Origin of the sequence: Acidovorax sp. (genome assembly GCF_034519795.1) — a bacterium.
GTDB lineage: Bacteria > Pseudomonadota > Gammaproteobacteria > Burkholderiales > Burkholderiaceae_C > Acidovorax.
Map to the genome: position 1 here is coordinate 396,833 of NZ_JAXHOB010000020.1, position 23,616 is coordinate 420,448.

17 protein-coding genes and 2 pseudogenes are annotated in these 23,616 nt (G+C 60.2%); 17 read left to right on the forward strand and 2 right to left on the reverse strand.

Features of this window, described 5'->3' with window-relative positions; translation table 11 throughout:
• Window positions 1–88 precede the first annotated feature (88 nt).
• The 11 genes and pseudogenes from U5N23_RS23035 to U5N23_RS23085 form a co-directional block, all read left to right on the forward strand.
• A complete protein-coding gene (locus tag U5N23_RS23035) occupies window positions 89–778 on the forward strand; it encodes a GntR family transcriptional regulator (RefSeq protein WP_322595051.1) in 690 nt (229 codons plus the stop codon).
• A 4-nt stretch (window positions 779–782) separates the two neighbouring features.
• On the forward strand, window positions 783–1,754 hold the full coding sequence (gene puuE, locus U5N23_RS23040; RefSeq protein WP_322595052.1) for an allantoinase PuuE: 972 nt from the start codon (window positions 783–785) through the stop codon (window positions 1,752–1,754).
• Window positions 1,755–1,759: 5 nt separating this feature from the next.
• Entirely contained in the window at window positions 1,760–3,544 is a 1,785-nt protein-coding gene (uraD, locus tag U5N23_RS23045; RefSeq protein ID WP_322595053.1) for a 2-oxo-4-hydroxy-4-carboxy-5-ureidoimidazoline decarboxylase, read from the forward strand.
• Window positions 3,541–4,800 carry an ArgE/DapE family deacylase gene (locus tag U5N23_RS23050; protein ID WP_322595054.1) on the forward strand — a complete coding sequence of 420 codons (1,260 nt, stop codon included), beginning with the start codon at window positions 3,541–3,543 and terminating at the stop codon, window positions 4,798–4,800. The genes uraD and U5N23_RS23050 overlap by 4 nt, the downstream gene beginning before the upstream one ends.
• Window positions 4,801–4,954: 154 nt before the next feature.
• The gene (ggt, locus tag U5N23_RS23055; protein WP_322595055.1) at window positions 4,955–6,748 is read left to right on the forward strand and encodes a gamma-glutamyltransferase; all 1,794 of its coding nucleotides are present in this window, start codon (window positions 4,955–4,957) and stop codon (window positions 6,746–6,748) included.
• 533 nt (window positions 6,749–7,281) lie between these two features.
• Window positions 7,282–8,904, forward strand: coding sequence for a PAS domain-containing protein (locus U5N23_RS23060; protein WP_322595056.1), 1,623 nt, complete (start codon window positions 7,282–7,284; stop codon window positions 8,902–8,904).
• An 86-nt stretch (window positions 8,905–8,990) separates the two neighbouring features.
• Window positions 8,991–9,218: pseudogene (locus tag U5N23_RS23065) on the forward strand (gamma-glutamyltransferase); the annotation flags it as partial.
• 470 nt (window positions 9,219–9,688) lie between these two features.
• A complete protein-coding gene (locus U5N23_RS23070; protein WP_322595057.1) occupies window positions 9,689–10,525 on the forward strand; it encodes a hypothetical protein in 837 nt (278 codons plus the stop codon).
• Entirely contained in the window at window positions 10,500–11,792 is a 1,293-nt protein-coding gene (locus tag U5N23_RS23075) for an ATP-grasp domain-containing protein (protein ID WP_322595058.1), read from the forward strand. The genes U5N23_RS23070 and U5N23_RS23075 overlap by 26 nt, the downstream gene beginning before the upstream one ends.
• Before the next feature lie 253 nt (window positions 11,793–12,045).
• On the forward strand, window positions 12,046–13,239 hold the full coding sequence (locus U5N23_RS23080) for a 2OG-Fe(II) oxygenase (protein ID WP_322595059.1): 1,194 nt from the start codon (window positions 12,046–12,048) through the stop codon (window positions 13,237–13,239).
• 92 nt (window positions 13,240–13,331) lie between these two features.
• Window positions 13,332–13,687: pseudogene (locus U5N23_RS23085) on the forward strand (gamma-glutamyltransferase); the annotation flags it as partial.
• Window positions 13,688–14,183: 496 nt separating this feature from the next.
• Here U5N23_RS23085 and U5N23_RS23090 read toward each other — a convergent pair.
• Both U5N23_RS23090 and dgt read right to left on the reverse strand, forming a co-directional pair.
• Window positions 14,184–14,765 (reverse strand): hypothetical protein, encoded by a 582-nt coding sequence (locus tag U5N23_RS23090; RefSeq protein ID WP_322595060.1) that lies wholly within the window; start codon window positions 14,763–14,765, stop codon window positions 14,184–14,186.
• Window positions 14,762–16,252 carry a dGTPase gene (gene dgt / locus U5N23_RS23095; protein WP_322595061.1) on the reverse strand — a complete coding sequence of 497 codons (1,491 nt, stop codon included), beginning with the start codon at window positions 16,250–16,252 and terminating at the stop codon, window positions 14,762–14,764. The genes U5N23_RS23090 and dgt overlap by 4 nt, the downstream gene beginning before the upstream one ends.
• Window positions 16,253–16,425: 173 nt before the next feature.
• On the opposite strand from dgt, the gene U5N23_RS23100 reads away from it, so the two are divergent.
• The 6 genes from U5N23_RS23100 (at window position 16,426) to U5N23_RS23125 (ending at window position 23,616) form a co-directional block, all read left to right on the forward strand.
• Window positions 16,426–17,751: a C4-dicarboxylate transporter DctA gene (locus tag U5N23_RS23100; RefSeq protein WP_322595062.1), complete on the forward strand. Its 1,326-nt coding sequence runs from the start codon at window positions 16,426–16,428 to the stop codon at window positions 17,749–17,751.
• The gene (locus U5N23_RS23105; RefSeq protein WP_322595063.1) at window positions 17,748–18,449 is read left to right on the forward strand and encodes a GntR family transcriptional regulator; all 702 of its coding nucleotides are present in this window, start codon (window positions 17,748–17,750) and stop codon (window positions 18,447–18,449) included. Before U5N23_RS23100 ends, U5N23_RS23105 begins: the two co-directional genes overlap by 4 nt.
• A 210-nt stretch (window positions 18,450–18,659) precedes the next feature.
• Complete coding sequence (locus U5N23_RS23110; protein WP_322595064.1) at window positions 18,660–20,147, forward strand: nucleobase:cation symporter-2 family protein; 1,488 nt, start codon at window positions 18,660–18,662, stop codon at window positions 20,145–20,147.
• 254 nt (window positions 20,148–20,401) lie between these two features.
• On the forward strand, window positions 20,402–21,073 hold the full coding sequence (locus U5N23_RS23115; protein WP_322595065.1) for a hypothetical protein: 672 nt from the start codon (window positions 20,402–20,404) through the stop codon (window positions 21,071–21,073).
• 13 nt (window positions 21,074–21,086) lie between these two features.
• A complete protein-coding gene (locus tag U5N23_RS23120; RefSeq protein ID WP_322595066.1) occupies window positions 21,087–22,802 on the forward strand; it encodes a phosphate ABC transporter substrate-binding/OmpA family protein in 1,716 nt (571 codons plus the stop codon).
• 10 nt (window positions 22,803–22,812) lie between these two features.
• The gene (locus tag U5N23_RS23125) at window positions 22,813–23,616 is read left to right on the forward strand and encodes an ABC transporter permease (protein WP_322595067.1); all 804 of its coding nucleotides are present in this window, start codon (window positions 22,813–22,815) and stop codon (window positions 23,614–23,616) included.

Below are 23,616 nucleotides of genomic sequence, written 5' to 3' on the forward strand. Positions count from 1 at the left end.
GGAATCTCCTGAAGGATGGAGGCCGTAAAAATGCGACCTGTAGACTAAAAGTGTATACACTTTTGGCCAATCCTCCTATCATGTCGCCATGGAATCTTCATCCACCAGTGCCATCGTCGAGGCGTTGACCCGCGCCATCGTTGAACACCGCCTGCAGCCGGGCACCAAGCTCGCCGAGCAGAAGCTTGCCGACCATTTTGGCGTATCGCGCACGCTGGTGCGCCAGGCGCTGTTCCAGATGGCGCAGAACAAGCTGGTCACGCTGGAGCCCGCGCGCGGTGCCTTCGTCTCCACCCCGTCGGTCGAAGAGGCGCGCCAGGTGTTCGCCGTGCGCCGCATGCTGGAGACCGAGATGACCCGCGCCTTCGTGCGCAGCGTCACCCCCGCCAAGATCAAGGCCCTGCGTGCCCATGTGGCCAGCGAGAAGGCCGCCATGGGCACGGCCGATGCCAGCAGCCGCACCGAGCTGCTGGGCGACTTTCACGTGCGCATGGCCGAGCTCATGGGCAACGAGGTGCTGGCCCACCTGCTGGGCGATCTGATCTCGCGCTGCGCGCTGATCACGCTGATGTACCAGTCGGCCAGCGCCGCCGAGCACTCGCACGAAGAGCATGGCGAGATCGTGACGGCGCTGGCCGAGCGCGATGAAGACCATGCCGTGGCCCTCATGCAGTCGCACCTCGAACATGTCGAGGCCAGCCTGACCTTCGACCGCAAGCGCCCCGCCAGCGACCTGGCCATGGCGCTCGCCCCCGTGACCGCTTCGCAAGTCCACTGACACCATGATCTACGACGCCACCCAACCCTACCCCCGCGACCTCGTCGGCTACGGCCGCAACCCGCCCCATGCGCAGTGGCCCGGCCAGGCGCGCATTGCCGTGCAGTTCGTGCTCAACTACGAAGAGGGCGGCGAAAACGCCACCCTGCATGGCGACGCGGGCTCCGAGCAGTTCCTGTCGGAAATGTTCAACCCCGCCAGCTACCCCGAGCGGCACATGAGCATGGAGGGCATCTACGAATACGGCTCGCGTGCCGGAGTGTGGCGCATCCTGCGCGAGTTTGACAAGCGCGGCCTGCCGCTCACCGTGTTCGGCGTGTCGAGCGCGCTGCAGCGCCACCCCGAGCTGACCCAGGCCTTCGTGCAGGCCGGCCACGAGATCGCCTGCCACGGCCTCAAGTGGATCCACTACCAGCACATCCCCGAAGAGGTGGAGCGCGCCCACATGGCCGAGGCCATGGCCATCATCGAGCGCATGACCGGCCAGCGCGCCACCGGCTGGTACACCGGGCGCGACAGCCCCAACACCCACCGCCTGGTGGCCGACTTCGGCGGCTTCGAGTACGACAGCGACTACTACGGCGACGACCTGCCCTTCTGGATGAAGGTGCAGCGCAGCGACGGCAGCGTGGCGCCCCAGCTCATCGTGCCCTACACGCTGGACTGCAACGACATGCGCTTTGCCCTGCCCCAGGGCTTCTCGCATGCCGACCCGTTCTACCAATACCTCAAGGACACCTTCGACGCCCTGTACGCCGAAGGCGACCCCGATGGCGACAACGCGCCCAAGATGATGAGCATCGGCATGCACTGCCGCCTGCTCGGCCGCCCCGGCCGCATCACGGCGCTGCAGCGCTTTCTGGACCACATCGCCCGGCACGACAAGGTGTGGGTGGCGCGCCGCGTCGACATCGCGCGCCACTGGGCCCAGGTACACCCCTTCAACGACACCGCTGTCACCAGCAGCAAGGCCTGACCACCATGGCACTCACCCTTGACCAACTCAACGCCGCCACCCCGGCCGATGCCCTGCAATGGCTGGACGGCGTGTACGAGCACTCGCCCTGGATCGCCGAGCAGGCCCTGGCCCAGCGCCCCTTTCGCTCGCTGGCGCACCTGCGCCACGCGCTGGCCCACGCCGTGCGCACCGCGCCGCAGGATGCGCAGCTGGCGCTGATCCGCGCCCACCCCGAGCTCGCGGGCAAGGCCATGGTGGCCAACAGCCTCACGGCCGAATCGACCAACGAGCAGAGCAAGGCGGGCCTGGCCCAGTGCACGCCCGAGGAGTTCGCGCGCATCCAGCAGCTCAATGCGGACTACAACACGCGCTTCGGCTTCCCCTTCATCCTGGCGGTGCGCGGGCCGCGCGGCGCGGGCCTGCCACGGCAGGAGATCATCGCCACCTTTGCGCGCCGGCTCGACAACCACCCCGACTTCGAGCTGGCCGAGGCGCTGCGCAACATCCACCGCATTGCCGAGATCCGCCTGAACGACAAGTTCGGCGCCGAGCCCGTGCTGGGCAACGACGTGTGGGACTGGCAGGAGACCCTGGCCCAGCACTCCGACCCCGGCTTTGCCGAGAAGGGCCAGCTCACCGTCACCTACCTCACCGACGCGCACCGCGCCTGCGCCCAGCGCATCAGCCACTGGATGCGTGATTGCGGCTTCGACGAAGTCGAGATCGACGCCGTGGGCAATGTGGTGGGCCGCTACCACCCTGCCCCCGGTGCAGCCCAGGCCAAGTACCTGATGACCGGCTCGCACTACGACACGGTGCGCAACGGCGGCAAGTACGACGGGCGCCTGGGCATCTTCGTGCCCATGGCCTGCGTGCGCGAGCTGCACCGCGCCGGCAAGCGCCTGCCCTTCGGCATCGAGGTCATCGGCTTTGCCGAGGAAGAAGGCCAGCGCTACAAGGCCACCTTCCTCGGCTCGGGCGCGCTCATCGGCCACTTCAACCCCGCCTGGCTGGACCAGAAGGACGCCGACGGCGTGACCATGCGCGCCGCCATGGAGCATGCCGGCCTGTGCATCGCCGACATCCCCAAGCTGCAGCGCGACGCAGCCCAGTACCTGGGCTTCATCGAGGTGCACATCGAGCAGGGCCCGGTGCTCAACGAGCTGGACCTGCCGCTGGGCGTGGTCACCTCCATCAATGGCGGCGTGCGCTACATCGGCGAGATGGTCGGCATGGCCAGCCACGCCGGCACCACCCCCATGGACCGCCGCCGCGACGCCGCCGTGGCCGTGGCCGAGCTGGCCCTGTACATCGAGCAGCGCGCCGCGAAGGACGGCGACTCGGTGGGCACCATCGGGCTGCTCAATGTGCCCGGCGGCTCCATCAACGTGGTGCCGGGCCGCTGCCAGTTCAGCCTGGACCTGCGCGCCCCCACCGACCCGCAGCGCGATGCGCTGGTCAAGGACGTGATCGACCAACTGGGCCAGATTGCCGCGCGCCGCGGCATGCGCTACACGCTGGAAGAATCGATGCGCGCCGCCGCTGCCCCCAGCGCCCCCGCCTGGCAGCACCGCTGGGAACGCGCCGTGGACGCCCTGGGCGTGCCCGTGTTCCGCATGCCCAGCGGCGCCGGGCACGACGCGATGAAGCTGCACGAAATCATGCCGCAGGCCATGCTCTTCGTGCGCGGGCTCAACGCGGGCATCAGCCACAACCCGCTCGAATCCACCACCAACAACGACATACAACTGGCCGTGGACGCCTTCACGCATGTCCTGAACCAGATCGCCGAGGAAACCCCCGCATGACCGCCACCACCGCTCCACTGACCTCCACCTACAGCGCCCTGGACGCGTGGATCGACCAGCATTTCGACGAGGAAGTGCAGTTCCTGCAGGCGCTGGTGCGCGTGCCCACCGACACGCCCCCGGGCAACAACGCGCCCCACGCCGAGCGCACGGCCGAGCTGCTGCGTGATTTTGGCTACGAGGCCGAAAAGCACGCCGTGCCTGCCGCCGACGTGCAGGCCTATGGCATGGAGTCCATCACCAACCTGATCGTGCGCCGCAAGTTCGGCAGCAGTGACGGCAAGGGCCCCACCATCGCCCTGAACGCCCACGGCGACGTGGTGCCCCCCGGCGAAGGCTGGACGCACGACCCCTACGGCGCCGCAATCGTGGACGGCAAGATGTACGGCCGCGCCACCGCCGTGAGCAAAAGCGACTTCGCCAGCTTCACCTTTGCGCTGCGCGCGCTCGAAGCCGTGGCCAAGCCAACGCATGGCGCGGTGGAGCTGCACTTCACCTACGACGAAGAGTTTGGCGGCGAACTCGGCCCGGGCTGGCTGCTCGAAAAGGGCCTGACCAAGCCGGACCTGATGATCGCGGCCGGCTTCTCGTACGAAGTGGTCACCGCCCACAACGGCTGCCTGCAGATGGAGGTGACGGTGCACGGCAAGATGGCCCATGCCGCCGTGCCCCACACCGGCGTGGACGCGCTGCAGGGCGCCGTGCACATCCTGAACGCGCTGTACGCGCAGAACCAGGAATACTTGAAGGTCACCTCCAACGTGGCCGGCATCAAGCACCCCTACCTGAACGTGGGCCGCATCGAGGGTGGCACCAACACCAACGTGGTGCCCGGCAAGGTCACGTTCAAGCTCGACCGCCGCATGATCCCCGAAGAGAACCCGGTGGAGGTGGAAGCCAACATCCGCCGCGTGATCGAGCAGGCAGCGGCCGAGCGCGCCGGCATCTCGGTGGACATTCGCCGCCTGCTGCTGGCCAACGCCATGACGCCGCTGGCCGGCAACAAGCCGCTGGTCGATGCCATCCAGAAGCACGCGCAGGAGCTGCTGGGCGAGCCCGTGCCCGCCCTGGGCACGCCCCTGTACACCGACGTGCGCCTGTACGTGGAACGCGGCATTCCCGGCGTGATCTACGGCGCCGGCCCGCGCACCGTGCTCGAATCGCATGCCAAGCGCGCCGATGAGCGGCTGGACCTGCAGGACCTGCGCCGCGCGACCAAGGTGATCGCGCGCACCTTGAAGGACTTGCTCGCATAACTCGCTTACAGATCGGCATGGCGTGGAGTCCAACCGCCATGCCGACCCGACCTACACTTGCTGCGGGCGCATTCCACCAGGGATGCGCCCGTTTGTCATTCCGACACCCGGACGGACACACCCAAAAGACCGATAACAGAGGAGCACCTACCCAATGAGCATCCGCCACACCTTGCTGGCCAGCAGCGTCGCACTGGCCCTGGCCAGCCTGACCGCCTGCGGCAGCACCACCCCGGCCGTTACGGCTTCGGCCCCGCCAGTGGCCGCAGTACAGCAGACCGCAGCGGCCCAGGCCGCCAGCGCCGCCTATGACTTCGACATGGACGTGTTCCACCCCGTGGTGGCGCGCAACGGCATGGTCGCCACCGAGCAGGAGCTGGCCTCGCAGATCGGCCTCGATATCCTGAAGGCCGGCGGCAACGCGGTGGATGCGGCCGTGGCCATCGGCTTTGCGCTGGCCGTTGCCCTGCCCAATGCGGGCAACCTGGGCGGCGGCGGTTTCATGATGGTGCACGACGCCAAGACCGGCAAGAGCGTGGCCCTGGACTTCCGCGAAGTGGCGCCCAACAAGGCCACGCGCGACATGTACCTCGATGCCAAGGGCAACGTGGTGGACGGCAAGTCGCTGTACACCCACTACGCCGTGGGCGTGCCCGGCACCGTGGCCGGCATGGAGCATGCGCTCAAGACCTGGGGCACCCTGCCCCTGTCGCGCGTGATTGCCCCCGCCATCGAGCTGGCGGACCGGGGCTTCCCCGTGAGCGAAACGCTGGCCAAGATCCTGGACCAGGAAAAGAAGAACATGGGCAAGTGGCCCGCCACCCAGGCCATCTTCTGGAAGAACGGCGCGCCCCTGAAGGTGGGCGACGCGCTGGTACAGAAAGACCTGGCCCAGTCCATGCGCCTCATTGGCCAGCAGGGCGCCAAGGCGTTCTACGAAGGCGAGATCGCCCAGAAGATCGCCGCCGAAATGGCCCCGCACGCCGGCGCCCTCACGCTGCAGGACCTGCGCGAGTACAAGGTGGCCGAGCGCGTGCCCACGCGCGGCACCTACCGCGGCTATGAGATCGTGACCATGCCGCCACCCTCCTCCGGCGGTCCGCACCTGGTGCAGATCTTGAACATGCTGGAGCCCCTGCCCCTGGCCCAGTGGGGCCCCAACAGCGCGCAGACCATCCACTACATGGCCGAGAGCATGAAGCTGGCGTATGCCGACCGCGCCGAGTACCTGGGCGACCCGGACTTCGTGAAGATCCCGCTCAAGGGCCTGACCTCCAAGCGCTACGCCGCCGCACTGGCCAAGGGCATCGACGCCAACACCGCACGCAGCGGCAAGAGCATCAAGCCCGGCCAGCCCCAGCCGTACGAAAGCGACCAGACCACCCACTACTCGGTGGTGGACAAGGCCGGCAACGCCGTGGCCGTGACCTACACGCTGAACACCAACTTCGGCAGCGGCATCGTCGCCAAGGGCACCGGCATCATGCTCAACAACGAGATGGACGACTTCTCGGCCAAGCCCGGCGTGGCCAACGCCTACGGCCTGGTCGGCGGCGACGCCAACGCGGTGGCCGCCAAGAAGCGCCCCCTGTCTTCCATGACCCCCACCCTGGTGCTCAAGGACGGCAAGCCCACCCTGGTGACCGGCAGCCCCGGCGGCGCGCGCATCATCACCACGGTGCTGCAGACGGTGGTCAACACCATTGACTTCGGCATGAACCCCGCCGAAGCCGCCGCCGCACCGCGTGTGCACCACCAGTGGACGCCGGACGAACTGCGCGTGGAAAAGGGCTTGTCGCCCGACACCCTGGCACTGCTCAAGCAGCGCGGCCACAACATCGCGGTGAAGCCGTCGATGGGGCGTACGCAGACGATTCAGCTGCGGGGTGGTGCGCTGTACGGGTACTCGGACCCGCGCAATCCGGATGGGAAGACGTTGGGGTATTGATGCATGGTCTGACGGGCCCGCGCCGCAGGCCCGTCATGGTTGATCCATAGCTCAGCCAACAAGGCACCAACGAACAAAGGCCGCGCCCTGTCAGGGACGCGGCCTTTGTCTTTGTAGCGCCTGTGCCGGCTTTATCGCCTCATCAGGCCGTGCCAAAAATCATCACCGTAGCGGACGGCGCAGAACGCAAAAAACCAGGCAGAAGCCCATGGTGATGGCCAGCATCGGCAAAAAGCCGGAGAGCAAGCGACTGCAAGGCGCTTGGACTTACCCCGGCCCGACTGGCGCTGGAGAAGGTACTGCTGCCATATCATTTCGCGACCCAACTGGTACCGCGCAACCGACCGCTTCTCAGTAATTCAAAGCCTGTTCACACGAATTTCGCTATCCCCGAAATTAGTGCGAACAGGCCCTAACGACTCGTCAGTGGTTTATGGCACGAGCCTGCCCAAAACCCCTGCCATACTTGATCTGGTGTGGTTGATTATCCTATCCGTTGGTTTCACCTGACTCCCTTTTTGCGACAGCCCCGCATGCCTACCACTCTCACGCCGTCCGCAAAACTGTTGCAACTGCTACCCGAGGCGGTGGTGCAGACCGATGCGCTGTGGGAGATCACTTACCTGAATCCGGCGTGGACAACGCTCACCGGCCATTCGGTGGAGGCAGCGCTCGGCAGGTCTCTGCTTGAATTTGTGCATCCCGGCGACATTGGCACCATGCGCTCGGGCATGCCGGTGTTCCGGTTGCGATTTGCCGACGCGAGCTATCGCTGGGTGCGACTGAAACTCCACCCGGAGACGGATGCAGCGGAGCGGGTGATCAGCCGCCAGGGTGTCCTGATCGAGATTACCGAGGTCACCGAGCAGGTGCTGGTGGAGGTCCGCCAGCGCTTTTTGCGCTTGCTGGAAACCATTGATGGCGTAGTTTGGGAGGCTGAAATCGGCGTGGGCAATACCTTCCTCAGCCCGCAGGTCGAACGGTTGTTCGGTTTCTCCGTGGAGGAGTGGCGGTCTGACCCGGGCTTTTGGCGAGCGCATGTGCATCCCGACGACCTGGAGGCGGCCTTGGTGATCGACGATGCCGCCTACAACGCCACGCACAGCCATGCCTACGAGATGAACTACCGACTGATTGCCAAGTCGGGCAAGGTCGTGTGGGTGCGCGATCTGTGCCGCGCAGTGGTCGAGCCGGGGCGGCCGAACCGCATGATCGGCCTGATGATCGACGTCACCCAGCAGAAGAACACCGAACTTGAGTTGCTGCGCTCCGAAAACCGCTATTCGCTGGCGACCCTTGGATCCAATGACGGCATCTGGTTCTGGGACTTGCGAACTGACGCCCTGCATGTGTCCGGGCGCTTTCACCAGATCGTCGGGCTGGGTAGCGGCGATCTTGTACACGACGGTGGCTGGAGCTTTCTGGAGCAACTCATCGATCCCGAAGATCGCGTGCGCGTGCAGGCGGCCTACCACAGGCATCTGTCGGGGAACAGCCCGAACTTTTCGGTGGATTTCCGCGCGTTCCACGCGGCTGGACGGCTGGTGTGGGTCAATTGGCGCGGGCTCGCCGAGTTTGAAGACGGCGTTGCGGTGCGCATGGCGGGCTCGTTGAGCGATCTGGCGGACCGTGGCAGTTCCTACGATGCGCTGACCAGCTTGCCCGGCCGGCCGTTGTTCCGCGATCGCCTCGCGAATCTCATGGCGCTGCACCAGAACGAGGCTGCGAATGGTGATGGCGTGCCAACACGCGATGGAACCACCATGTTCGCCGTGCTGCTGCTGGATCTCAACGGGTTCAAAGCCGTCAATGACAACTACGGGCATCATGTGGGCGACCGGCTGTTGCAGCAGGTGGCGCGGCGGCTCGAATCCTGCGTGCGGGCGGTTGATCTGGTCGCCCGCATGGGTGGCGACGAATTCAATGTGCTGTTGGAGTCCATTGATCCCGCTGAAGCCAGCAACCGCGCTCAACAGATCGCCGCCGCCCTCGCAGCGCCTTATGTGGTCGGCGAACACACCGTGATCAGTGGCGCGAGTATTGGACTTGTCAGCAGTGCATCCAGGCTGGCGACGGTGGACGAATACCTGCGCGCCGCAGACACCGCAATGTACCAGGCCAAAAGCCAGTCATCGGGCGTGTGCGTGTTTCAATAAAAGGTGCCAGAGACGACTTCCTGCGCGGCTGACTCATGGCTCGTTTGACTCGTCCCCCTTGTGGTCCGGACAGGACGTGAACCTGCCCCGCCGAAGCCACCGCCGCACCACGTGTGCACCACCAGTGGACGCCGGACGAACTACACGTGGAAAAGGGCCTGTCGCCCGACACCCTGGCACTGCTCAAGCAGCGCGGCCACAACATCGCGGTGAAGCCTTTGATGGGGCGCACGCAGACGATTCAGCTGCGCGGTGGCGCGCTGTATGGGTACTCGGATCCGCGCAATCCGGATGGGAAGACGTTGGGGTATTGATGGTTGATGGGTAGCCTGCCTAGCGGGCCAGCACCCAAGCAAAAAGGCCGCGCCCTTCACAGGGTGTGGCTTTTTTTGTTGCCGTCACCACGACCACAGCAATGCCAGTTCCTGCCGCCGAGGATTCTCAAAGCCTCTGAAGAAACTCATAGCACGACTAACTCATCGTCTGCAAGGTAGAGCGACCATCTTGATGGCATGCTAGGAATGTGCGATAGATGATGCATCAGAACTATTCGAGTGACTGGCTGCGAGGAAGTTTTTTCTAGACTTTTCCCTTGTACACCGGCAGACTGTTACGCAAATTATCAATCTTGTTGAAAAACCGCTTAAATCTCACGCTGCCACCCGTAAGTCGTTGATTTTATACGGTGTAGTGACTAGGATGTCAAAGGATTTCCCGCCGATCAGCATTCCGAGCGGTGTCTCCTCACATCCATTCGAATTTCATAGCGAATAGAGGGAGAACTATGAAGAATGATAGTACCTTGTCTAACACTGCAAGATCTACGCTTGTCGAATTGGAGACCCTTTTGCAGGAAGCGTCGCATTTTTCAGCTTTGAGCATGGTCAATGAGCGTGTTAGAAATGTGCATGATCGGATTCTTTTGTGTCTTGATGCAGCATCAATTGAGGATACTGACGCAATTCTTGGCTGTGCCGATGCAATAAGTTTAAGAGATTCCCTGATTGCCTTGAATGCAGAGATGCATCAAAAGACTGAGATTGCTCTTGCTCAGCGATTTTTGGCTAGTGACAATCAAGAGGATCCATTTGAAGGATCATGGGTTAATAAAGGATTTTCTCGTCTTCTCCACATGCAGCTTGAAAATTGGAAAGCAAGCAATAATCTATCAAAGATTATGTCCGGGGCTGTTGTAATTGTTGGCGGTGGTGCGCTACCACAGACTCAGGTTTTTCTACACAAACAGCTTGGCTGCAAAGTTATTTCAGTGGATTGCCATGCAGAATCTGCTGAACTGTGTAGGAAAATTCTGAAAAAGACTGGATTTTCGCACCTCGAAGTATTTAATGAAGATGGCTGTCAGTTTGACTACACGGGTGCCTCGATGATCGTAGTTGCCACATTGGTGCAAAAAAAGGCGCAAATCTCCGCGCGAGTAGCGGAAACGGCTCCTGACGCTTTTTTCGCACCGAGAATGCCGCTCGGGCTTCATGCAATGTGGAGAGAGTTAGTGCCATCGACGGATTTTGCGAAGTGGGGATGGCAATTGCTTGACATGTGCGCTCCACCCGACTCTTCAGTTGGGAGCATGCTCTTTGTACGAAATCCAGCGCAGGGCTGACTTTATGCCACATGCAATTTTTGTTGACCCAGATATTACTTGGATTAAAACAATCAGCAGAGCCCGAGAGCGCGGCATGCAAGCAATCGCGATCCAATCTGAGCGGTATGCGCATGCCTACCCGATGATACGGGAGAGTGTGGATGGTCACATCACAGCCAATACCTCCCACCTGCTGGATCTTTCAAATTCGATCCAGAAAATTCATCTATCTGACTCCACAGCATTGCTTACATCCAATGATGCGATTCTTCCTGTTTTAGCGGCAGTCGCTGAAAAATTAAATATCCCATTTACATCGTGTGTTGGAGTTAACTTTGCCCGAAACAAAGCTGCCATGCGCCGACGTATGGGTGAGTTGGGGTTTCGAATGCCGAGAATGGAGACTTTTGAGAAACCTCAAGAAGTCCTAGAGGTTGCGGAAAGTATCGGCTACCCTTGCATCGTAAAGCCATGCAGCGGGCACCAAAGTTGGCTTTGCTTCAAAATCCTGTCTAGTGATGAAAGAATCAGGGTAGCTGAAGAGTTAGAATATATGGTCGATAATATTTTTTCCGAAAGCACTTGGTCATTAAAAAATGGTTTTATATGTGAGGAATGGCTCGAAGGACCAGTGATGTCTGTTTCTATAGCAGCTTCTCTTGGTTGCTTGGTACCAGTTTCGGTCGCGTTGGGCAGCGTTTCCGATGACGCGCCATGCTCAGGCTTTGGATCAGTTATTCCATTTATCGAAAACCCTAGAGTCACGGAGGAATGCGAGAGATACGCTGCATCAGTATGCGTAGCATTGAACCTTGACATTGGTGTTTTCGACATTGAAATGGCATGGACCTCTAACGGCCCCATTCTTATTGAGGTGAATGCGCGAAGAATGGGTGGCGTTATGCCTGTAGCCTATGAGATGGCTACGGGTGAAAATTTCTCAGATTTTCTCTTGAATGCCTACCTTGGAAAATCAATCAATAAACCGCCCAACTCCACACGTACGGCTGTAATCCGAAAGGTTATTGCATCTGAATCGACAAAATTGCCGGATGGCTTTGACGAATCTTGGTGGTCTAAATTTGACGGCGAGCTTTATTATCGAAATTACTCACTTGAAAGTGGCCGTAATATAGACGCCCTCGAGGTTTTGGCAAGAATAATTCTCATCGACAGCAACTCAATTACAGCCTTCTCTAAATTAAATCAAATTGTTGCAAAACTGGAAGAAATAACAGGCAAGATTTTTCTGAGGGGGCGACTACCTTGGCCTAAAAATTATTGAGCTTGCACAACCAAAAAAAAGGCATAACCAAGCAGCCTAGTGAAATCGCTTGGTAAAAAAGGATTTATCATGAGTACTCCTCCTCCTGGGCCGCTTCCTAAGCCTAAGCCGAAGCCGACACCCAAACAAAGTTCAATCCCCTCCAATAGCAGGGAGAAACCGGATGCAGGGATAAACTTTAGGCATCCAGATCTACCAAGAAGCTAAAAAACCCACCCCGCCCTTTCAAGGAGCGGGGTATATGGAGGCGCTCATGGCTGAGCTTTACATCCCCAACAGTCAGCGAATTGCATCGACAAAAGCCGAGATTTATGTCTTTGATGATTTTTTAAACAGTGCGGAGTGCCAACACCTCATTGATTTAATAAGCAAAAACCTTCGTAATTCTGAGCTTACTTCACTTAATGAACAGGACAAGGATTTTCGGACGAATAAAAGCTGCGACATAGATGAACTGGACTCCAGTCTTGCTGTCCAGATCGACTTGCGAATGTCGAGAATCCTAGACTTTGACCCGGAGGATAGTGAATTCATGCAAGGTCAATTTTACGGAATTGGCCAACAGTTCAAGGCTCACCACGACTCCTTTTCCGAGGAGGAGCTTTTAATCCACTCGCGAGGCCTTGGCCAGAGAACGTACACATTCATGGTGTATCTTAACGATGTCGAAGAGGGAGGGGAGACTTTCTTCCCGTCGCTTGGACTGAAATTCTCGCCCCGCAAAGGGCAAGCTCTGATATGGAACAACTTAGACAAAGAAAGCGCGCAAAATCCACATTCACTGCATCAAGGATTGCCCGTAATTAATGGCGAGAAATTCATTGTCACGAAATGGTTTCGCTTAAAAAAAAATCTACCAAAAATAGAAACATCAACCAAATATTTCATAAAGGCCCATACTCGCCTTGGTTTAAAAAAATGTGCAGCTCCAGAAGAACTATTTCACGAAATAGCAGCAAATTATCACGCAAACATCAACAAAGCGACTACCGAGATTGGCAGCGACCATCTCATTGTCAGCGAATCAAAATTGCAAAGCAAAAGTGAAATAGTGCCGATTGATGAATCGCTTTGCGAAAAAATCAAGGCATCACTGAAACCGCTTGTTGAAACTTGGGCACAAACATCTTTAGTACCTACATACGTATATGGAATTCGTGTTTATCGAAGAGGGGCCATATTATTGCGCCACAGGGATAGAGCGGCCACACACACAATCGGTGTTTTGATAAATATTGATCAGGATGTTGAAGAGGATTGGCCGCTCACTATTGAAGATAATGACTGTCGAGACTATGACATACTACTGCGCCCGGGTGAGATGTTATTTTATGAAGGCACTAGACTGCAACATGAGAGATCCCGCCCCTTGCGCGGGTCCCGGTATGCCAATCTGTTTTGTCATTTCACAGCGATGAATAACTGTACTGAGCTTGATCGCATTTAACCTCTGGGTTATTTTAATTTTTCTCATGTGGGAGTTAATCAGCCCCAACGCTTGAGGTGAGTCATAAGCGCAAGGAACCGCGACGCCAAGAGGTGGCCGCCAAGAAGCTCCCCTTGTCGTCGTTGACGCCCACCCTGGTCAACGGCAGCCCCGGTGGCGCGCGCACCATCACCACCGTGCTGATGACGGTAGTGAAACACTATCGACTTTGGCATGAACCCCGCTGAGGCCGCTCCCGCACCGCGTGTGCACCACCAGTTGACGTCTGATGAACTGGCGCGTGGAAAAGGGCTTGTCGCCCGCCACCCTGGCATTGCTCAAGCAACGTGGGCACAACATCGCGGTGAAGCCGTCAATGGGGCGTACGCAGACAATTCAGCTGTGGGGCGGTGCACTGTATGGGTACTCGGATCCGCGGAATCCGGATGGGAAGACGTTGGGGTATTGATTGATGGTTGGCCCGTTTGATGGACCATTACGTGGCAAAGGTCGCACCCTCACAGGGCGCGGCCTTTTTGATTGCGCCGCCACCGCTGCGAATGGAAATGCGGCCTCCATTTTCGTCAGGGCGCCAGCGAGACGGGAAAAAGCGCGGGTAGGAGCAATAGAGCCCAGTTAGGCACCATCATTTCGTCTCTCAGCAGGCCATAATAAGCCCCCCATAGCGGACCGCACGGCCTGCGAACAGTAGCCAGAAAACCACGGCGCTGCTGAGCATGGCCAATAATCTCTACAGATCTAATCGAAGGCCCGTTCGAAATCCACGAGTGTGCCAGCCAAGGCTGCACAAGAAGCGCACCCCAGTTTCAAATAGGTCAGACTCTCGATTAGACATCGCCACACTTTCGATATGAATCGCATATCGGCCTATGATCGACAATCGAAGCTCCCGCACATGTCCTTGGAATTTTCAAACCATCAAAAATGGCATGAATTTTTAAAATTCATTCCCTTTTCTTGCCAGGCAGCAATGAAGTAGGAATCGACAAGTAGTGTGAAGAATTGAGACTCCATCTTAATGAAGAATATCCGGCAAGCAATCGATGCCCAACCCATCTCGTATCGATAAGTGCGGGCTTATCCGGCATATTCGCGAGCAGCAACAACCCCATCAAATGCACCCACTTCTTTCGTGAGACTGGCTTAATACCATATGCATGATATGAGCGCCCGCTAGAAAAAAGCTGCAGTTCGAAATTCAAATTTTCAGCGACCCAAGCAATGACTTCCTTGCGCCTACACAGATCAGCAGCAAAATCCACCATCGGAATATGCATTTCATGCCGACCAAACCTTAATACAGAATCTAGAGCAAGTTCACTATCAGCTGGCAATTCGGCAATTTTTGCTTCAAGCCACTGAGGTGTAATCCGAGCAATCGGAATTTTAAAACGCTCCCTCTTATCGACGATTGTCTGAGGAACGTATTTATAACAGGAAAATGACGCAATCCACTCACCATCCCCAAGAGCATTTACCCACTGCGGAACCAGGTTAACTGGATGCGAAGCATAGGCTTTAATCATAACTGATGAGCCCCCCCACCATAAAAGCGACGATACATTATAATCGAGAATTCGTCGGTCATCCCTGCAAGGTAGTCCACAATCAGATGCGCTCTCGCAGCCCATTCAAGGACGTCTAGCTTCTCTCGAGAAAGGTCCAGCGTCTTTAATCGCTTGACCTCATGCTGATAGACTTTAAGGTGCTTCTTGGGAAGCAAGCTTTTAAGGGTGCATGCAAGTGCGGCGCCGTTCACTTTGCCAGGTGAATCTTGACAAAGTAATGCGACAGCATCATAGGTTGATAAATCAAGCAATAAACTGAACTTATCAAGAATTCCTGAGACCACTTGAAAACCTACCAATTCCCTTTCTCTGACCACAGAACACGTGTATAGGTGATCATTTGAAAATTGCCGAACAACTTCCAATAGCGCATTTGCGGCTCTAGAACGCTCAAAGAGCTGAAAATACTCCCCTCGCAATATATCATCATGATGGGTTCCATATAGCTCGCAGGCCCTCTTCACCAGCTCATTTGTTGTGGTAGTCCTAAATCTTACAAACCATCCAGAGTCATCGCCAACTTTTCCAGCCTGGGGAATAGCACCAAGCATTGCCTTTGCTTGACGCGAGCCAACTTTGGAAAGCGCTTCTCGGAGAGCTTTAATTACATCATCATTTCTAATAATTCGCTTTTCTAACGCATCCTCAATATCACTCAAACAATATGAAATATCATCCGCCGCCTCCATCAAGTAGGTCAGTGGATGCCTAGCCTCCGGATTTAACGAGAGTCCTCTCTGCACTTCAGTAAGAATATCAGCTTCAGAGAAGAAAACTCCTGCCTTTTTAATTCTCGACCCATCTTTTTTCTCACCAACCTTATCTGGCGTCCATGGATATTTTAGCGTAGCCGCGAGTTGGGTCAAGGTCAAATTATATCCAAACTCGTCCCCAACCCACTGTAGGCGCGTCGCCATTCTAAACCCTTGAGGATTACCATCAAAATACAGGAAATCCTTGAATAGATGATCAAAAAGCTCATCATCATTCAACCTACTTTTAAATTGATATTGGCGAGATGAAAACCACTCACGAATCGATTCCTCGCCAAAATGTCCAAATGGCGGATTACCCAAGTCATGCATCAAACAAGCAACTTCTACGAATGTAATCAGTGCATTTGCTGAATTATGGCTTTTGGGGTCATTCAGCCGCCCTAACAATCCATCTGCTAGAAGTCTTTGAGCAACCCCCTCGGCGATATACGTTCCGACAGAGGCAACTTCAAGCGAATGAGTTAGCCTCGTACGGACAGCGGCATTCGACTCCTGAGGAAACGCTTGTGTTTTTAACTGCAACCTACGGAAACTTGCCGAGAAAAGTAGACGCCCCCTATCACTTGCAGCCTGCAAAGCTAAAGTCCTTCCTTTTGGACCAGTCGTTTTTCGCCTACGCTTTTCACTTATAAGCTTTTTATAAATAGATGCAATCTTCGCTTTATTCATTCTCATCTCCATTGCCCAAATTTATTCCCCCGTCATCTTAGGTGAAATCGCATAAGGGCCACTCACATCACGAGGTGGAACCCCGGGCATACCCTCATACGCGCCCGCTCCAACTTGCCTACAGTTCTTGTATGCAAGATTTGCTTTCAAGACACAACTGAAGGAGACGGGGCATGCTGCGGTTTTTTAAATCCCTCTTTGGCCAGGTGATCCTGGCCCTCATAGCCGGCGTGGTGGTGGGCCTGGTGTGGCCCGACACCGCCATTGCCCTCAAGCCTCTGGGCGATGGCTTCATCAAGCTCATCAAGATGCTGATCCCGCTGATTGTGTTCTGCGTGGTGGTGCATGGCATCGCGGGCACGGGGGACCTCAAGCGCGTGGGCCGGGTGGGCATCAAGTCGCTGATCTACTTTGAGGTGGTGACCACCGTGGCGCTGGTGCTGGGGCTGGCGCTGGCCTTTATCTTCGAGCCTGGGGTGGGAATGAACGTGGACCCCAGGGCGCTCGACCCCAAGGCCATGGGCGCCTATGTGGAGAACGCGGGCAAGCTGACGGGGGGCGGATTCACCGACTTTTTGCTCAAGCTGATCCCGAACACGGCGGTCAGCGCGTTTGCCAATGGCGATGTGCTGCAGGTGCTGCTGTTCTCCATCGTGTTCGGCTGCGCGCTGGCGATGCTGGGTGAGCGCGGGGCGCGGGTCACGGTGCTGATCGAGGACCTGTCGCACGTGCTGTTCAAGACCATGGGCATCATCATCAAGCTGGCGCCGCTGGGCGTGCTGGGTGCCATTGCCTTCACGGTGGGCAAGTACGGCATTGGCTCGCTCAAGCAGCTGGGCATGCTGGTGGTGCTGTTCTATGCAGCGGTGGCGATCTTCGTGGTGGTGGTGCTGGGCACCATCATGCGGGTGTCGGGCTTCAGCCTGTTCAAGCTGCTGCGCTACCTGCGCGAGGAACTGGCGGTGGTGTTTGCCACCACCTCGTCGGACAGCGTGCTGCCGCAGATCATGGCCAAGCTCAAGCACATGGGCATTCGCGATTCGACGGTGGGGCTGGTGATCCCCACGGGCTATTCGTTCAACCTCGACGCGTTTTCGATCTACATCACCCTCGCCGCCGTGTTCATTGCGCAGGCGACCAACACGCCGATCTCGATGGCGGACCTGCTGACGATTCTGGCGATATCGCTGGTCACGTCCAAGGGCGCGCACGGCGTGCCGGGCTCGGCCATCGTGGTGCTGGCGGCCACGCTGCAAGCCATCCCCGCCATTCCGGCCATCGGGCTGGTGCTGGTGCTGTCGGTGGACTGGTTCATGGGCATTGCCCGGGCCCTGGGCAACCTGATCGGCAACTGCGTGGCCACGGTGGCCGTGGCCGCGTGGGAGGGCGACATCGACCGCGAGCGCGCGCATGCGGTGCTGGACGGGCAGGACGTGGCGCCCATTGAGCCCGCCCCTGAGATGGCAGCGGCCCAAGTGGCGCCACAATCGGCCGCATGAGCACTCCAACCACCAGCCAGACCCAGATCGCACAACAGGTGGTCGAATCCATCCTGGCCCAGAAACTCGCCCCCGGCGAGCGCCTGGGCGAGCAGGAGCTGGCCGACCTGTTCGGCGTGAGCCGCACCCTGGTGCGCGAGGCGCTGATGCAGTTGCAGGCGCGCGGCTTTGTGGAGGTGCGCCCGCGCAAGGGCTGGTATGTGGTGGAGCCCACGGTGGAGGACGCACGCGACGCGTTCTCGGCCCGGCGCATCATCGAGTCGGGCATATTGGCCGATGCGGGGCGGCCGCTGCAGTCGGTCACCCCCCGGCTGCGCGCCCACATTGCCGAGGAGCAACTGGCCATCGAGGGGGCGGACGCGGCCACGCGCGCCTTTTTGCTGGCCGATTTTCATGTGTGCCTGGCCGAGAGCATGGGCCACCGCAGCCTGAGCGACATACTGCGCGACCTGACGGCGCGCACCACGCTGGCGGCATCGCTGTACCAGTCGCGGCACGAGGCCAGCCAATCGTGCGCGGAGCACGAATCCATCGTCGAGGCGCTGGAAGCCGGCGACACCGCCCTGGCGCGCGAGCGGCTGCTGGCCCACATCGGCCATGTGGAGGCGGCGCTGAACCCCGGCCAGCCGCTGGTGCGCGACCGGTTGCGCGATTCGCTCACGCCGCTGACAGGCACGCGCCTGGCAGCGCCGGGGTAGTCCTCCCCCCACTTCCTCCCCTCTCCTTGCCACCACCTTGCGCCCAGCAAGGTGGTGTGCTCAGCCACGCCCCTGGCTAGGGTTTACCGGGATAAGACTGTCGCCATAACGTGTATACACTTTTTGTATGGATCGCTGTACACCCACCTGTGTGCAGACCATCCAACTTTCCAACCACACCCGACAGACCCACCCCGAAGGAGCTTTGCCATGCAACCGTCCGTGCACCCTGTGGATGAACACCTGCCCATTGGGCGCCTGGGGGCGCTGGGCTTGCAGCATGTGCTGGTGATGTATGCGGGGGCCGTGGCGGTGCCGCTGATCGTGGGCCGGGCGCTCAACCTCACGCCCGACCAGGTGGCCAAGCTGATCTCGGCCGACCTGTTCGTCTGCGGGCTGGTCACGCTGATCCAGGCGCTGGGCGCCACGCGCTGGTTCGGCATCCAGCTGCCGGTGATGATGGGGGTGACCTTTGCCTCTGTGGCGCCCATGGTGTCCATGGCGCAGAGCACGGGCGGCACGGCGGGCGCGGGGCTGATCTTCGGCTCGGTGATCGGGGCAGGGGTGATATCGATCCTGATCGCGCCCATGGTCAGCCGCATGCTGCGGTTTTTTCCGCCGGTGGTGACGGGCACCATCATCGCGGTCATCGGCATCAGCCTGATGCGGGTGGGCATCAACTGGATCTTTGGCAACCCGGTGGGCCCCACGGCGCCCAATGTGGTGAACCCCGAGCACATCAAGTGGCTGACCGAGGCGCAGTCGGCCGCCGGGGCGCCGGGCTCGTCGCTGCCGCCGGTGCCCAAGGGCTTTGCGGTGGTGCCCACGGTGCCCAACCCGCGCTATGCGGACCTGACGGGCGTGGGCATTTCGGCGCTGGTGCTGGTGTCCATCCTCTTGATCGCCAAGTTTGCCAAGGGCTTCGTCGCCAATATCTCGGTGCTGCTGGGCATTGTGATCGGTGGCGTGGTGGCGGCGGCCATGGGGCTGATGTCGTTCGAGAAGGTGGGCAAGGCCGACTGGTTCGACCTGGTGCTGCCCTTCGAGATCGCGCTGCCGGTGTTCGACCCCATCCTGATTTTGACGATGACGCTGGTGATGATCGTGGTGATGATCGAGTCGACCGGCATGTTCCTGGCGCTGGGGGACATGACGGACCGCAAGATCGAGCAGGACGACCTGACCCGCGGCCTGCGCACCGATGGCCTGGGCACGCTGCTGGGCGGCATTTTCAACACCTTTCCGTACACCAGCTTCTCGCAGAACGTGGGCCTGGTGGCGGTGACGGGCGTGAAGAGCCGCTTTGTCTGCGTGGCTGGCGGCGTGATCTTGATCGTGCTGGGCGTGCTGCCCAAGATGGCGGCGCTGGTGGAATCGCTGCCCACCATGGTGCTGGGCGGCGCGGGGCTGGTGATGTTCGGCATGGTTGCGGCCACGGGCATCCGCATCCTGGGCGGGGTGGATTTCCGCAACAACCGCTTCAACGGCATGATCGTGGCGGTGTCCATCGGCGTGGGCATGATCCCGCTGATCGCACCCAACTTCCGCCAGTGGATGCCGCATGCCATCCACCCGCTGATCGAATCGGGCATTTTGCTGGCCTCGATCACGGCGGTGGCGCTGAATGTGTTCTTCAACGGTGCCAGCAAGGACACCAGCGCTGCCGTGAACGCAGCGCGCCAGGCAGAAGCGCACTGACCCCCAGTCACCCAACAGCCCCGGCGGCCCGCCCTGTGCGGCCCGCGGGGCTTTGTTTTTTCAGGCCTCGCCCAAAAGTCCATGCAACGCCGATGGAAAAGCGGGCCACACGCCCAAAAGCCCGCGCCTCTGTGGAAAAGTGCCGGGGAAGGCGCAACAGAGGTTGACAACTTGCGCCCGTGCAACATAGCGTACCCCTTGGTACGTTACATTGATCCTTTGCAAGGAATCCAATGCGCACAAAATTCAGCAAAATGTTGGCGGCCACCGGTCTTGTGACGCTCGACCCGGAGGAAGATACCCACCTGGACGCGCCCGCCGAGGCCTACCCCGAGCCCGAGGCGGAGCCCGAACCCGCGCCTGCGCCAGCGGCGCCCGCGCCGGTGCTGGCGCCCGAGCAGAGCGTGGTGGCCGAGCAAAAGGATTTTGCCGACCTGTACCGCGAGGCCAACGTGCCCGTGGTGGCCTACAGCGCCGAAAAGCTGCTCAAGCTGATGGGGGGCCTGGAGAGCATGCCGATGGAGGTGCGCAAGCAGGCCATCAAGGCCATGGACGACGCCGACGAGACCTGGACGGTGGACGATTCCGTGCTGGACGCGCAACGCAAGGTCAAGGCGCTGGCCATCGCCAAGCAAAAGATTGCGCAGCAGGTGGCTTCTGCACTGCAAAATGCGGACCGCGAGATCGCGGCCATCCAGGCCGAAGAACAGGACAAGAGCGCCCAGGTGCGCAAGCAGATCGCCGAGCTGACGGCGCTGCTGGACCGGGGCGTGGCGCGCGCCGCGCAGCAGACGGCCGATGTGCGTGCGGCGGCCAGGACAAATCAGGAGGCCGGGGAGAGGGAATCCGCCCGGCTGGATGCAGAAATGAACCGGCTGGGCCAGATCGTCATCACGTTCTCGGGCCAATCACAGGTTCAAAAATAAAGAGGAGTAAGCAATGCAATTGACTGGCATGGGGAAGGCGCTGATCGCGGTCATCGTCGTGGGGGCTGCGGGATCCGTCCTGTGGAACATGGGCGGCAAGATGTGGGTGCAGGACAAGCTGGGCAAGACCGAGGCGTCGGCCCCGGCCAGCGGCAGCAGCCCGCAGGACGGCAGCGCGGCGCCCGCAGTGGTGGCCGGCAACACGGCGCCCAGCGCACCCGCTGCGGCGGCGCCCAAGGGCGGCGCCCTGGGCTCGGCCGGCAACCCGCTCAAGGTCAGCATCGTGAGCTTTCACGGCTATGCGCCGGCCCTGGTGGCCAACGGCAACAGCCTGAAGACGCAGCCGGGCTCGATCTTCCAGAAGGCCGGGGTGAACGTGGAGTTCATCATCCAGGACGACATCCCGACGCTGACCACCATCTTCGAGAGCAATACGGCGCAGTGCGCCTGGCGCACCTCGGACTTCTGGGCGCAGGAGCAGCCCAACCTGATCAACACCAAGCACGATGGCCGCGCCATCATGATCGTGGACAACACGCAGGGCGCCGACGCCGTGATCGCGCGTGACCCGGACATCAAGCGCATCGAGGACCTGGTGGGCAAGAAGGTGGCGCTGCTCAAGTACACGCCTTCGCACGGCCTGTTCATCAACGCCATCAACAACTCCAGCCTGAGCGCCAAGCAAAAGGCCAACGTGCTCGACCGCGTGGTCTACATCAACGCCGACGAGGGCACGCCCGGCGTGCGCGCCGCGTTTGCCGCCGGCAGCGTGGACGCCGCCGTGCTGTGGGACCCGGACCTGTCGCTGGCCGTCAAGGCCACGCCCGGTGCGCGCGTGGTGTACTCCACCAAGGTGGCCACCAACCTGATCTACGACGTGATGGTCTGCAACCAGAAGATGCTGCAGGACCCTGCCAACCAGCAGGCCTTCCAGGGTTTCGTCAAGGGCTGGATGGACGGCGTGATCGCCGCCCGCGCCAACCCCGCAGGCGCTGCCGAGGCGCTGGTGCGCACCGAGCCTTTCTTCGACCAGTTGGCCAAGAAGGAGGGCATGCCCTTCATCACCAGCCTGTTCTCGAACCTGGTGTGGACGGGCCTGGACGACAACGCCCGCATTCTGGGCCTGGCGGGCGACACCAACCACTATGAGCGCGTGTACCGCGAGTTCGACGCGATCTACCGCGCCGCCGGCTCGCTGGCCAACCCGAATTCGCCCGTGGTCTCGCCGCAGAACTCGTTCGACTACCGCTTCATCAACGCCCTGCTCAAGGACAACCAGGCTGCGCGCGCCGCCGCCGCCAAGCCCGAGTTCACCTTCGACACGGCCGGCATGCAAAAGGCCGAAACCCGCCCCGCCGCGCTGACCAAGCCGGTGAGCGTGAACTTCCCCGTGGGCCAGGCCGAGCTGACCAAGAAGGCGCAGGAGGTGATCGACACCCAGGTGGTGCCCTTCATCAACAGCAATGGCTCGGCGTACTTCGAGATTTCGGGCAACACCGATTCGACCGGCAGTGCGCAGGCCAACCAGCGCCTGTCGAAGGCGCGGGCCGACGCGGTGACCAAGTACGTGGTGACGCAGTGGGAGATTCCGGCCGCGCGCTTCAAGGTGGTGGGCAATGGCTCGAACAACCCGATCTGCAACGAAGCCAACCCCGGCGCGCTGGAGGTGGACCTGGACACCTGCCGCCAGATGAACCGCGCCACCCGCATCGCCGTGCTGGCACGCTGAGGGGCCGGCGATGGCCCAATTCTGGAACCCCAGCCATCCGATCTCGCCCCAGACCCAGCGCATGCTGGGCGTGGGCGCCGTGGTGGTGGTGCTGGCGACCTGGGCGCTGGTGAGCGCATCGGGCCTGGTCAACTCGAACCGGCTGCCTGCACCGTGGGAGGTGGCCATGGCCTTCTCGCGCCTGGCGTGGGACCCCGTGCGCCAGGAGAGCCTGCTGCTGACCTCGGTGCTGTGGTCGGGCGGGCGGCTGGTGGTGGCGGGCATTCTGGTCATCCTGATCGGCCTGCCCATCGGCATTTTGATGGGGGCATCGCCGCGCATCAACGCCACGCTGTCGCCGCTGATCGACCCGTTCCGCTCGGCGCCCATCGTGGCGCTGCTGCCCATCATGGTGATGTGGTTCGGCATTGGCGAGGAGATGAAGATCGTCTTCCTGTTCTCGGGCGCGGTGGTCTACCTGATACCGCTGGTGCGCGACGCGATCCGCTCGGTGCCGCAGTCGTACTGGATCAGCGCGCGCGACCTGGGCGCCACGCCGTGGGAGTGCATTCGCCGCGCGGTGATACCGATGGCCATGCCGCGCATCGTGGACGGCATCATCATCGCCATCTCGGTGATGTGGACCTACATCACCGTGGCCGAGTACGTGAACGCCAAGGAGGGCCTGGGCCAGTTGATCCAGAACGCGCGCCGCTTCTCGGCGATGGACCAGGTGTTCGCGGGCATCATCACCATCATTGCGCTGGCGCTGATCACGCACCGCCTGATGACATGGGCAAAACGCAAGATGTTCCCTTGGGAACAGAGCGTTTGA

Coding starts and splice junctions, on each gene's coding strand:
- U5N23_RS23035 (WP_322595051.1), top strand. CDS start 89: ATGGAATCTTCATCCACCAGTGCCATCGTCGAGGCGTTGACCCGCGCC.
- puuE (WP_322595052.1), top strand. CDS start 783: ATGATCTACGACGCCACCCAACCCTACCCCCGCGACCTCGTCGGCTAC.
- uraD (WP_322595053.1), top strand. CDS start 1,760: ATGGCACTCACCCTTGACCAACTCAACGCCGCCACCCCGGCCGATGCC.
- U5N23_RS23050 (WP_322595054.1), top strand. CDS start 3,541: ATGACCGCCACCACCGCTCCACTGACCTCCACCTACAGCGCCCTGGAC.
- ggt (WP_322595055.1), top strand. CDS start 4,955: ATGAGCATCCGCCACACCTTGCTGGCCAGCAGCGTCGCACTGGCCCTG.
- U5N23_RS23060 (WP_322595056.1), top strand. CDS start 7,282: ATGCCTACCACTCTCACGCCGTCCGCAAAACTGTTGCAACTGCTACCC.
- U5N23_RS23070 (WP_322595057.1), top strand. CDS start 9,689: ATGAAGAATGATAGTACCTTGTCTAACACTGCAAGATCTACGCTTGTC.
- U5N23_RS23080 (WP_322595059.1), top strand. CDS start 12,046: ATGGCTGAGCTTTACATCCCCAACAGTCAGCGAATTGCATCGACAAAA.
- U5N23_RS23090 (WP_322595060.1), bottom strand. CDS start 14,765: ATGATTAAAGCCTATGCTTCGCATCCAGTTAACCTGGTTCCGCAGTGG.
- dgt (WP_322595061.1), bottom strand. CDS start 16,252: ATGAATAAAGCGAAGATTGCATCTATTTATAAAAAGCTTATAAGTGAA.
- U5N23_RS23100 (WP_322595062.1), top strand. CDS start 16,426: ATGCTGCGGTTTTTTAAATCCCTCTTTGGCCAGGTGATCCTGGCCCTC.
- U5N23_RS23105 (WP_322595063.1), top strand. CDS start 17,748: ATGAGCACTCCAACCACCAGCCAGACCCAGATCGCACAACAGGTGGTC.
- U5N23_RS23110 (WP_322595064.1), top strand. CDS start 18,660: ATGCAACCGTCCGTGCACCCTGTGGATGAACACCTGCCCATTGGGCGC.
- U5N23_RS23115 (WP_322595065.1), top strand. CDS start 20,402: ATGTTGGCGGCCACCGGTCTTGTGACGCTCGACCCGGAGGAAGATACC.
- U5N23_RS23120 (WP_322595066.1), top strand. CDS start 21,087: ATGCAATTGACTGGCATGGGGAAGGCGCTGATCGCGGTCATCGTCGTG.
- U5N23_RS23125 (WP_322595067.1), top strand. CDS start 22,813: ATGGCCCAATTCTGGAACCCCAGCCATCCGATCTCGCCCCAGACCCAG.